Source organism: Ktedonobacterales bacterium (genome assembly GCA_036557285.1).
In the GTDB taxonomy this organism is placed as follows: Bacteria; Chloroflexota; Ktedonobacteria; order Ktedonobacterales; family DATBGS01; genus DATBHW01.
The window spans coordinates 126,347-134,968 of sequence record DATBHW010000044.1; the positions used below are offsets into that span (position 1 = coordinate 126,347).

General features: G+C 60.2%; 9 protein-coding genes. 8 read left to right on the forward strand and 1 reads right to left on the reverse strand.

Annotated elements, in window-relative coordinates; all coding sequences use genetic code 11:
- Positions 1-6: 6 nt before the first annotated feature.
- From nuoI to VH599_13255, 8 genes are read left to right on the forward strand one after another with little or no spacing between them, the layout of a single operon-like run.
- A complete protein-coding gene (gene nuoI, locus VH599_13220; GenBank protein ID HEY7349268.1) occupies positions 7-591 on the forward strand; it encodes an NADH-quinone oxidoreductase subunit NuoI in 585 nt (194 codons plus the stop codon).
- 22 nt (positions 592-613) lie between these two features.
- A complete protein-coding gene (locus tag VH599_13225; protein ID HEY7349269.1) occupies positions 614-1,156 on the forward strand; it encodes an NADH-quinone oxidoreductase subunit J in 543 nt (180 codons plus the stop codon).
- Positions 1,157-1,193: 37 nt separating this feature from the next.
- Positions 1,194-1,544, forward strand: a complete 351-nt coding sequence (locus VH599_13230; protein ID HEY7349270.1) for a hypothetical protein — start codon at positions 1,194-1,196, stop codon at positions 1,542-1,544.
- 6 nt (positions 1,545-1,550) lie between these two features.
- Positions 1,551-2,717, forward strand: a complete 1,167-nt coding sequence (locus VH599_13235; protein HEY7349271.1) for a GNAT family N-acetyltransferase — start codon at positions 1,551-1,553, stop codon at positions 2,715-2,717.
- A 37-nt stretch (positions 2,718-2,754) separates the two neighbouring features.
- On the forward strand, positions 2,755-3,063 hold the full coding sequence (nuoK, locus tag VH599_13240) for an NADH-quinone oxidoreductase subunit NuoK (protein HEY7349272.1): 309 nt from the start codon (positions 2,755-2,757) through the stop codon (positions 3,061-3,063).
- A 4-nt stretch (positions 3,064-3,067) separates the two neighbouring features.
- The gene (nuoL, locus tag VH599_13245) at positions 3,068-5,068 is read left to right on the forward strand and encodes an NADH-quinone oxidoreductase subunit L (protein ID HEY7349273.1); all 2,001 of its coding nucleotides are present in this window, start codon (positions 3,068-3,070) and stop codon (positions 5,066-5,068) included.
- A 24-nt stretch (positions 5,069-5,092) separates the two neighbouring features.
- Positions 5,093-6,700 carry an NADH-quinone oxidoreductase subunit M gene (locus VH599_13250; GenBank protein HEY7349274.1) on the forward strand — a complete coding sequence of 536 codons (1,608 nt, stop codon included), beginning with the start codon at positions 5,093-5,095 and terminating at the stop codon, positions 6,698-6,700.
- Complete coding sequence (locus VH599_13255; protein ID HEY7349275.1) at positions 6,700-8,385, forward strand: NADH-quinone oxidoreductase subunit N; 1,686 nt, start codon at positions 6,700-6,702, stop codon at positions 8,383-8,385. Before VH599_13250 ends, VH599_13255 begins: the two co-directional genes overlap by 1 nt.
- A 39-nt stretch (positions 8,386-8,424) precedes the next feature.
- Here the strand turns inward: VH599_13255 and VH599_13260 are convergent.
- On the reverse strand, positions 8,425-8,622 hold a 198-nt coding region (locus tag VH599_13260; GenBank protein ID HEY7349276.1), incomplete at its 5' end, for a hypothetical protein.

An 8,622-nucleotide genomic window follows, 5' to 3' on the forward strand; every position in this document is an offset into this window, starting at 1 on the left:
CCGATCATGGCATTTGATATTGTCAAAGGTCTGGGGACCACGCTCAAGAACGCGGGGCGCAAAAAGACCACCATCTCCTACCCGGAGCAGAAGCGAGAACTGCCGCCACGCTTTCGCGGGCGACATGTGCTGCATCGCTACGAAAATGGGCAGGAACGCTGCGTGGGCTGCTACCTTTGCGCGGGCGCGTGTCCAGCCGACGCAATCTATATTGAGGCCGAAGAGAACACGCCGGAACATCCGGTGTCGCCGGGCGAACGCTACGCGCGCGTCTTTGACGTGAATCTGCTGCGCTGCATCTTTTGTGGCTATTGTCAGCAAGCTTGCCCAACCGGCGCAATCACGCTCGAACACGAGTACGAACTCGCCGCCTATGACCCGGCAGAGATGGTCTATCATAAAGAGCAGCTCTTGGAGCCGCCTGGCCAGGCCACGCGCGGCACGCTGGATGCCTGGGACAATCCGCCGCCGGAAGAGACGCCGCAGCCGGTGCCAGGGCGGCGCGGCTACTTCGATGGCCTGGAAGCCTCGGCGGCAGCCGTCGGGCAGGGCGACCTCCCGGCAGAGGCAGAACCCATAGAGGAGGAGTAGGGCGTAACGCCCCAACACACGTATGTCAATCACGGCCACAACCTTCGCTTTTGTGGCGCTGGCGGTCACGGCCACGCTTTCCGGGCTGGGCGTGATCCTGTTCCGCAACGCCGTCTACAGCGCCCTTAGCTTAATATTAAATCTATTCAGTCTGGCGCTCTTTTTTTTGCTGCTGAACGCGCTCTTTCTCGCGGTTGTCCAGGTGCTGATCTATACCGGCGCGATCATGGTCCTCTTCCTGTTCGTCGTCACCATGCTGGCCCCTGACGCGCAGGTGACTGAGCAGCGCGACCCCATCCGCTGGCAGAGAGGCGCGGCGGCGGGCCTGGCCGTCATTCTGGTGGGCGGGCTATCCTATATCTTGCTGAACACTATGCTCAGCCCGGCAGCGCGCGCCTCGTCAGCCGCAAGTTTGTCGAGTATGGTTGACAAATTCGGCAGCATCCAGGCGTTCGGTATGGGCCTGTTTCACGGCTTTCTCTTCCCGTTTGAAGTGACCAGCATTCTGCTGGTCGTCGCTATCGTCGGCGCGCTGGTACTCGGCAGAAGGGCTTCGCGGGATTAGGCAAAGGGCTGGCTTGTTCAGAGAAAAGAGGCAGCAGATGTCTGAAGAAATGCCAGAGCAACCAGGCACGAACATGCAGCTTAGCAGCAAGTGGGCTAATTTGCTGGCAGGAGCAGTGATTGTCATTTTCCTATTAACATTGGTACTCATGGTAGCCGCGATTGGGTTACTGACCTATGGTATCTTCTCTGGATCGGCTGCCGCTCTCATAGGATGCCTGTACTGCTTATTAGGCGTTGGTGTATTGGGTGGATTGCTTAAAAAAGCATCTGATCTGCCCCAGAAGGGGCGGTTGGGGGCTGCCCTGACTAATGGCCGCGAAACCTACACCAGAGTTAAAGCAGAGTTAAGCGAGCGCTATAAGCGCGCAAAGAATAGCGAGTACTAACCACTGATGAGAGGATTAACGGTTATACCTCCAGATCAACCAGCAGGCTATGGAATCGTCAGCGCGGTGCTGTTCACGATTGGCGTCGTGGGCGTGCTGGTGTTGGGTCGGAGGGCTTCTAGGGATGGCGAGTACTCAGCACTGATTGAGGAGTATATGACCAACGACGAGCGCATCCATCTTCCTGATGCCCCGGCTATTTCCGGCCTCATGTTCCGCCGCTTCCGGGGCGCAGCCGACTATGCGCCGATAGTCGCTGTGCATGAGGGTTCGCGGGAATGGGATCAGGTGGACCCACTCTCTTCTCGTGAAGGCGTCCCTACAGTTGATAGCCTGGCAGCTAGCTTTGGCGCGGTCTCATCTGGCACACCTGATCTACTCATCGCTGAGGTGGCAGGGCAGGTCATTGGCTACAATCACGTCTTGTGGCGCTGGACAGAAGTAACCGGCACGCGGGTGTATCTCCATCTCGGTTATCTGCTCCCGGCCTGGCGCGGAAAAGGAATAGGCCAGGCGATGTTCCACTGGTCACAGGCACGCATCCGCGAGATTGCGGCAGGTGAGCAAACCGCTGGCGTGAAAATGCTGGCGACCAATGCGTCCAGCACTGAAAAAGAGGCCGGCGCGCTTATACGAGCGAACGGCTATATCGAGGTACGACGGCTCAGTGATATGAAGCTCGATCCGCTGTCGGCTTTGCCTCCTGGCGCGCTCCCGGCAGGGGTCACTCGTCGGCCCGTTCATTCGGATCACTACCGATCCATTTATCAGGCGCTCAAAGATGCCTATTCGGACACATGGATAAGCACTTCTGAGAGTGAAGCGGATTATCAGGAGTTTCTTGCGGAAGAGATTCATATCAGCGGTTTTGACCCTACATTGTGTCAGGTCGCGTGGGCCACTGATCAGGTAGTCGGCCTGGTCTGGTGTCACATTCGTAAAGGCGTGGGAGTCATTGCGGAAGTAGCGGTAAGGAAGGCATGGAAACGACGCGGTATTGCGCGCGCCCTCATGGTCTACGGGCTAGAGGCGCTGCGAGAAAAGGGGATCACGCAGGTTCGCTTATTTACCGATGCAGCTAACGAGCAAGGGGCTAGAAGCTTGTATGAAAGCCTCGGTTTTCGTGAAGTGAAGCAGCATATTTTATATCGCAAGTCGCTCGCTGAAGGATAATGATGAGCCTATCAAAATACATCGAGGAAGAACAGGTATGCCTCCAGATCAACCAACAGGCTATTTAATTGTCAGCGCCGTGTTGTTCACGATTGGCGTCGTGGGCGTGCTGGTGCGGCGCAACCCGCTGATTATGTTCATGTCAATTGAGTTGATGCTCAACGCCGTGAACCTGTCCTTTATGACCTTCGCCCGCTACCTTGATTCGGTGGACGGCTGGATTTTCGTCTTTCTCGTCCTGACGGTGGCCGCCGCCGAAGTCGTCGTGGGTCTGGCAATCATCGTCTCGATCTTCCGCGCGCGCCGCGACATCAACATTGACGAGCTAGATTCCATGAAGGGGTGAAGCAATGCAGGTCTTTGACTTAACGCCGCTGGTCCTCTTGCTGCCCCTGCTGGGGTTTCTCATCATCGCCAGCCTGCGACTCTTCAACGCGCACGAGCGCACCGAGATGATCACCTGGATCGGCTGCGGCTCGATTGCGCTGGCCTTTCTCTGCGCTCTTTTCAGCTTTCTGACGCTGATTAACTCCGTCACGCAGGCCGATGATCTCTCGCTCTGGAACTGGGTTGTCTCCGGCAACCTGGGCATTGACCTGGGCCTGCGGCTGGACCCGCTCTCCGGCGTGATGCTGCTGGTCGTCACGGGCGTGGGCTTTCTCATTCACGTCTATTCCGCTGGCTATATGCACGGCGACCCCGGCTACTGGCGTTACTACTCGTTTCTCAACTTCTTCATCTTTGCGATGGCGCTGCTGGTCACGGCCAACAACTTCCTGTTCCTGTTGATCGGCTGGGCCGCCGTTGGCCTGGCCTCGTACCTGCTCATCGGCTTCTGGTATCAGCGGCCCTCGGCGGTTGCGGCGGCCAAGAAAGCCTTTGTCGTCAATGTCATTGGCGACTTTGGCCTGATGCTCGCCATCTTCCTGCTGTATAACAAGTTTGGCACGCTGGCCTATAACGGCATCCTCTTCAGCGGCCCCGACTCGACCGCTGCCGCGCCGCAAGCCTTCGGTGTCAATGACCCGATGCTGATCGCCATTACCCTGCTGCTCTTCCTGGCCTGCGCCGCGAAATCGGCCCAGCTTCCGCTGCACGTCTGGCTGCCAGACGCGATGGAAGGCCCAACGCCGGTCAGCGCGCTGATCCATGCCGCTACGATGGTCACAGCGGGCGTCTATCTGGTCGCGCGGGCCAGCAACCTCTTCCAATACGCGCCCACCAGCCTCTGGGTCGTGGCAGGCATTGGCGCGGGGACCGCGATTTTCGCGGCCAGCGTCGGCCTGGTGCAGAACGACATCAAGCGCGTCCTGGCCTATTCGACCATCAGCCAGCTTGGCTATATGTTTATGGCCGAGGGCGCGGGCAACTCTTCCGCCGGTATCTTCCATCTGACCACGCACGCCTACTTCAAGGCGCTGCTTTTTATGTGCGCGGGCGCGGTCATTCACACCCTGGACGGCGAGCAGGATATTCGCAAGATGGGCGGCCTGCGGGCGCGCATGCCCTGGACCTACTGGACGTTTCTCATCGGCGGCCTGGCGATTACGGGCATCGTCCCCTTTGCGGGCTTCTGGAGCAAAGACGCCATCCTGGGGAGCCTGCTGGCGCTCGGGACCGCTCCTGGCGGCAATCCCTGGTATCTGGTACTCTATGGCGTGGGACTGGCAACCGCCATCCTCACCGGCTTCTACATCTTCCGCGTGATTTTTGTGGTCTTTCACGGCAGCTATCGCGGCGGCGAAGCGCCGACTGGAGCGCAGGCCGAGGGGCAGGCGCGAAAGCTCCGGCGCGGCAATCCGCTGGCGCGCGTTCACGAAGCGCCCTGGATTATGCTCGCGCCGATGGTTGTTCTGGCGATTCTCTCCACCATTGGCGGCCTCTATGGAACGCCCTGGACTGACGCGCTGGGGCAATTCCTCACGCCCGTCCTGGGCAACGGCTTCAAGCTGGACGCTTTTACGCTTCAGGATGGGATGCTGTGGATTTCCTTTGGCGCGGGCCTGGCCGCAGGGCTGATCGGCATTGGCGTGGCCGCCTCTCTGTATGTCTGGCGCACACCGCGCCTCCAGCCCATGCGCAACTTCATCTATCAGACGCTGCTGCATAAATACTGGCTCGATGAACTCTATGATTGGGTGATCGTCAAACCCATCGTGGGCGCGAGCAGGCTGGCGAATCGCTTTATCGAGGGCGACGCGCTGGATGGCGGTAGTCGCGGCCTGGCCTGGCTGGTAGGAAAGACGAGCGTTGGCCTGCGCACCGTCCAATCGGGCTACGTGCGCAACTACGCGCTCGTTTTCTTGCTCGGCGCGATCCTCATTCTTTTGTACTATATTGCAAGACCCTGAGCAGAGGGAGCTAGAAAAAAACCTATGATACAGTTTCCGCTCCTTTCCGTCATTATCTTCTTGCCTCTGGTGGCCGGAGTCATCTTGCTCTGCCTGCCGTCGAGTTGGGCAAAGCCCTGGGCGCTGCTCTGGGCCATCGTCAATCTCATTCTGGCGATCATCATGACCGCTCGCTTCGACGGGAGCCAGCCCGGCTTTCAGGGGACCGAAACGATCCCCAACTGGATTCCTGGCCTGGGTATCAGCTACAGCGTCGGCGTGGATGGTATCAGCCTCTTCCTGGTTGGCCTGACCACGCTGATGACCACCATTGCCATTGGCGCGTCGCTCTGGAGCATCAACGCTCGCGTCAAAGAGTATATGGCGCTGATGCTCCTGCTGGAAACCGGCGTGCTGGGCGTCTTCCTGGCTACCAATCTCTTCCTGTTCTACGTCTTCTGGGAAGTGATGCTCATCCCGGCCTATTTCCTGATCGGTTCCTGGGGCGGGCCGCGCCGTGTCTACGCCGCGATCAAGTTTGTGCTGTACACGGCGGTGGGCAGCCTGCTGATGCTGGTGGGCATTATCACGCTGGGCGTCATTCACCAGTTCAACGGTGGGCCAAATGCCAGCTTCACCCTTGATCTGGCGCAGGTGATGAACACTCCGCTGACCAACACCGAAGGGATTTTGATCTTCCTGGCCTTCTTTGCCGCTTTCGCCGTCAAAGTGGGCCTGGTTCCGCTGCACTCCTGGCTGCCTGATGCCTACGCCGAAGCGCCCACGCCCGTCACCATCATGCTCGCCAGCGTCATGACCAAGACCGCCGCCTATGGCTTTATCCGCTTCTGTGTCGGTCTGCTGCCCGCCGCGACGCATACGCTGGTCCCGCTGATGGAGATTCTGGCGGTGATCAGCATCCTCTATGGCGCGGCGCAGGCGCTGGTCCAGCCCGATTTCAAGCGGCTGATCGCCTATTCCAGCATCAGCCATCTTGGGGTCGTGATCCTGGGCATTTTTGCGCTCAACAGCCAGGGATTGGAGGGCGGCGTCTTGCAGATGGTCAATCACGGCATCACCATCGGCGCGCTCTTCTTGATTGCGGGCTACATAGAGGCGCGGACCGGCTCGCGCAAGCTGGAAGATTATGGCGGGCAGGCGCTGCGCTGGCCGCTGCTCTCGGTGGTTTTCTTGATTGCCGCGCTTTCCGCGCTGGGTCTGCCAGGGTTGAACAGCTTCGCGGGCGAGTTCCTGGCGCTGCTGGGCGCGTTCCGCGCCAACATCGTCTACGGCACGCTGGGGACGCTGGTCGTCATACCTGCCGCCTGGTATCTGCTGCGCTTTTTCCAGAGCGTCATGCACGGACCCGCGCCAGAGCGTGGGCCAGTGGTGGCCGCCGAGCGCAAGGGTCTGGCGGGCGATCTGCGGCAGCGCGAACTGGTTGTGCTGCTGCCGCTGCTGCTGCTCATCTTTTATCTTGGTTTTTTCCCCGGACAGTTGACCAACGCCATGCAGAGCAGCGTCGGCCATCTGCCCGGCGTGCAGACCACCAGCGCGCCAGCACCGATAACCGTCTATCACACGCCGCTGAGCGCCGGGAACGGCCACACTCAGCAGCATACCTCTGTTCTTGTCTCTGATGGAGGCGCCTGATGCCATTCACCTTTACTCCCATCGCCGCCGACTGGGAACGAATCGCGCCGGAGATCGTGATCGCCGGGAGCGCGCTGCTGCTCCTGATCGCCGATCTGCTCACGCCAGCCAGTCGCAAAGGCTGGCTGGCGCTGCTGGCATTGCTGGCGCTGGCCGGTGGCTTCGCCGCCACGATTACGCTCTTTGTCGTTGGCGATAGCCAGCAGGCATTCTTTGGTATGGTCACTGATGACTGGCTGGCGCTGGTTGGCAACCTCATCGTCCTCAGCGCGGGTATGCTGGCGGCGCTGCTCTCGCCCGGCTATATCGAGCGCCAGGGCATCAGCCAGCACGGTGAATACTACGCGCTGCTGCTCTTTGCCGTCGCCGGGATGATGCTGATGGGGTCGGCTACCAACTTTATGACCATCTTCCTGGGGCTGGAAATCCTGTCGCTGGCGCTCTATATCCTGTCGGCCTTTATCGCGGGGCGCTTCAAGTCTCAGGAAGCGGGCATGAAATACTTTTTGCTCAGTTCTTTCGCCTCCGGCTTCCTGCTTTATGGGATGGCGCTGGTGTACGGCTCAACCGGCACAACCAGCCTGAGCGGTATCAATACGTTTCTCAGCAAACACGCCCCCAACCTGACGCATGGGGCCTTTGGCGCTGATTATGGGCCGATGCTGGTTATCGGCATGGGGCTGCTGGCCGTGGGCTTCGCCTTCAAGGTCTCGGCAATCCCTTTCCACGCCTGGACACCTGATGTCTACGAAGGGGCGCCGACCTCGATTACCGCCTTTATGTCGGCAGGCACCAAAGCGGCGGCATTTATCGCGCTGGCGCGTACCTTCATGATCGCGCTGCATCCGGTGAGCGCAAGCTGGACGGGCGTGATCTGGGCTATCGCCATTTTGACGATGGTGGGCGGCAACATCCTGGCAGCCACTCAGAGCAACGTCAAGCGCATGCTGGCCTATTCCAGCATCGCGCACGCGGGTTATATTCTGGTGGGTATCACCCTGAATACCTCGGAGGGGCTTGCCAGCGTTCTCTTCTATCTTGGCGCGTACACGTTCATGAATATTGGCGCTTTCGGCGCGGTACTGGCGCTGGAGCGGCGCGATGGACAGGGAACTGAGTTGAGCGATTACGCCGGGCTGGCGCGGCGGCAGCCGGTGCTGGCAGGCGTTATGGCACTCTTCCTGCTGGCGCTGGCGGGCTTCCCCGGCACGGTGGGCTTCCCGGCCAAGTGGTACATCTTCTACGCTGCCATCAAAGACGGGCATCTGGAACTGGCGATCATCGGCGTGCTGGCGAGCGTGCTGGGCTTCTTCTATTACCTGCGCGTCATCTGGGCCATGTACTTCACCGAGGGCCGCGAGCGCGAAGCGGCGCCAGCCCGCAGCGGCTCACTGGCTGGAGCAGGCGAGCGTGAGGCGATTGCGTCGGCTCCCCGCCGAACCGGAAGCGGGACGCTGGCCCTGGCCGGACCTGCTGCGCGCAGCAAGAAAGCTACCCGGCAAGAGACCGGCAAGGCAGCGACCCCGGCGCGCAAAGAACAGGCCAAAGAGTCTGGCCTGGCGCAGCGTATCCCTGTGGGAGCATGGGTCGCGCTGGCAATCGCTGTCCTTTTTACTATCGGCCTGGGCATTTATCCGAATGGTCTGGTGGAACTGGCAAACCACGCCGCGATGATCGTGCCATAAGGCCGAGGCAACTATCTGTCTCGATAACATGAGTCATCCCTAATTTTCTCTGCTGTGTTGTTTTGCTGGCAGGATGCGCGAAGGCCGCAGGTGTAGCGCCGCCGTCCCGGCGGCCAAACGCTGGCACGTGGAAACGCTGAACGGGCAGCCCTGGTCGCCGGTGAGGCGTTCAGCCGCCGTCCCGGCGGCGCTCCGCTCGGTCCGGTGCGGCTTTCCGCCAGCGAAGCCACCAGCCAG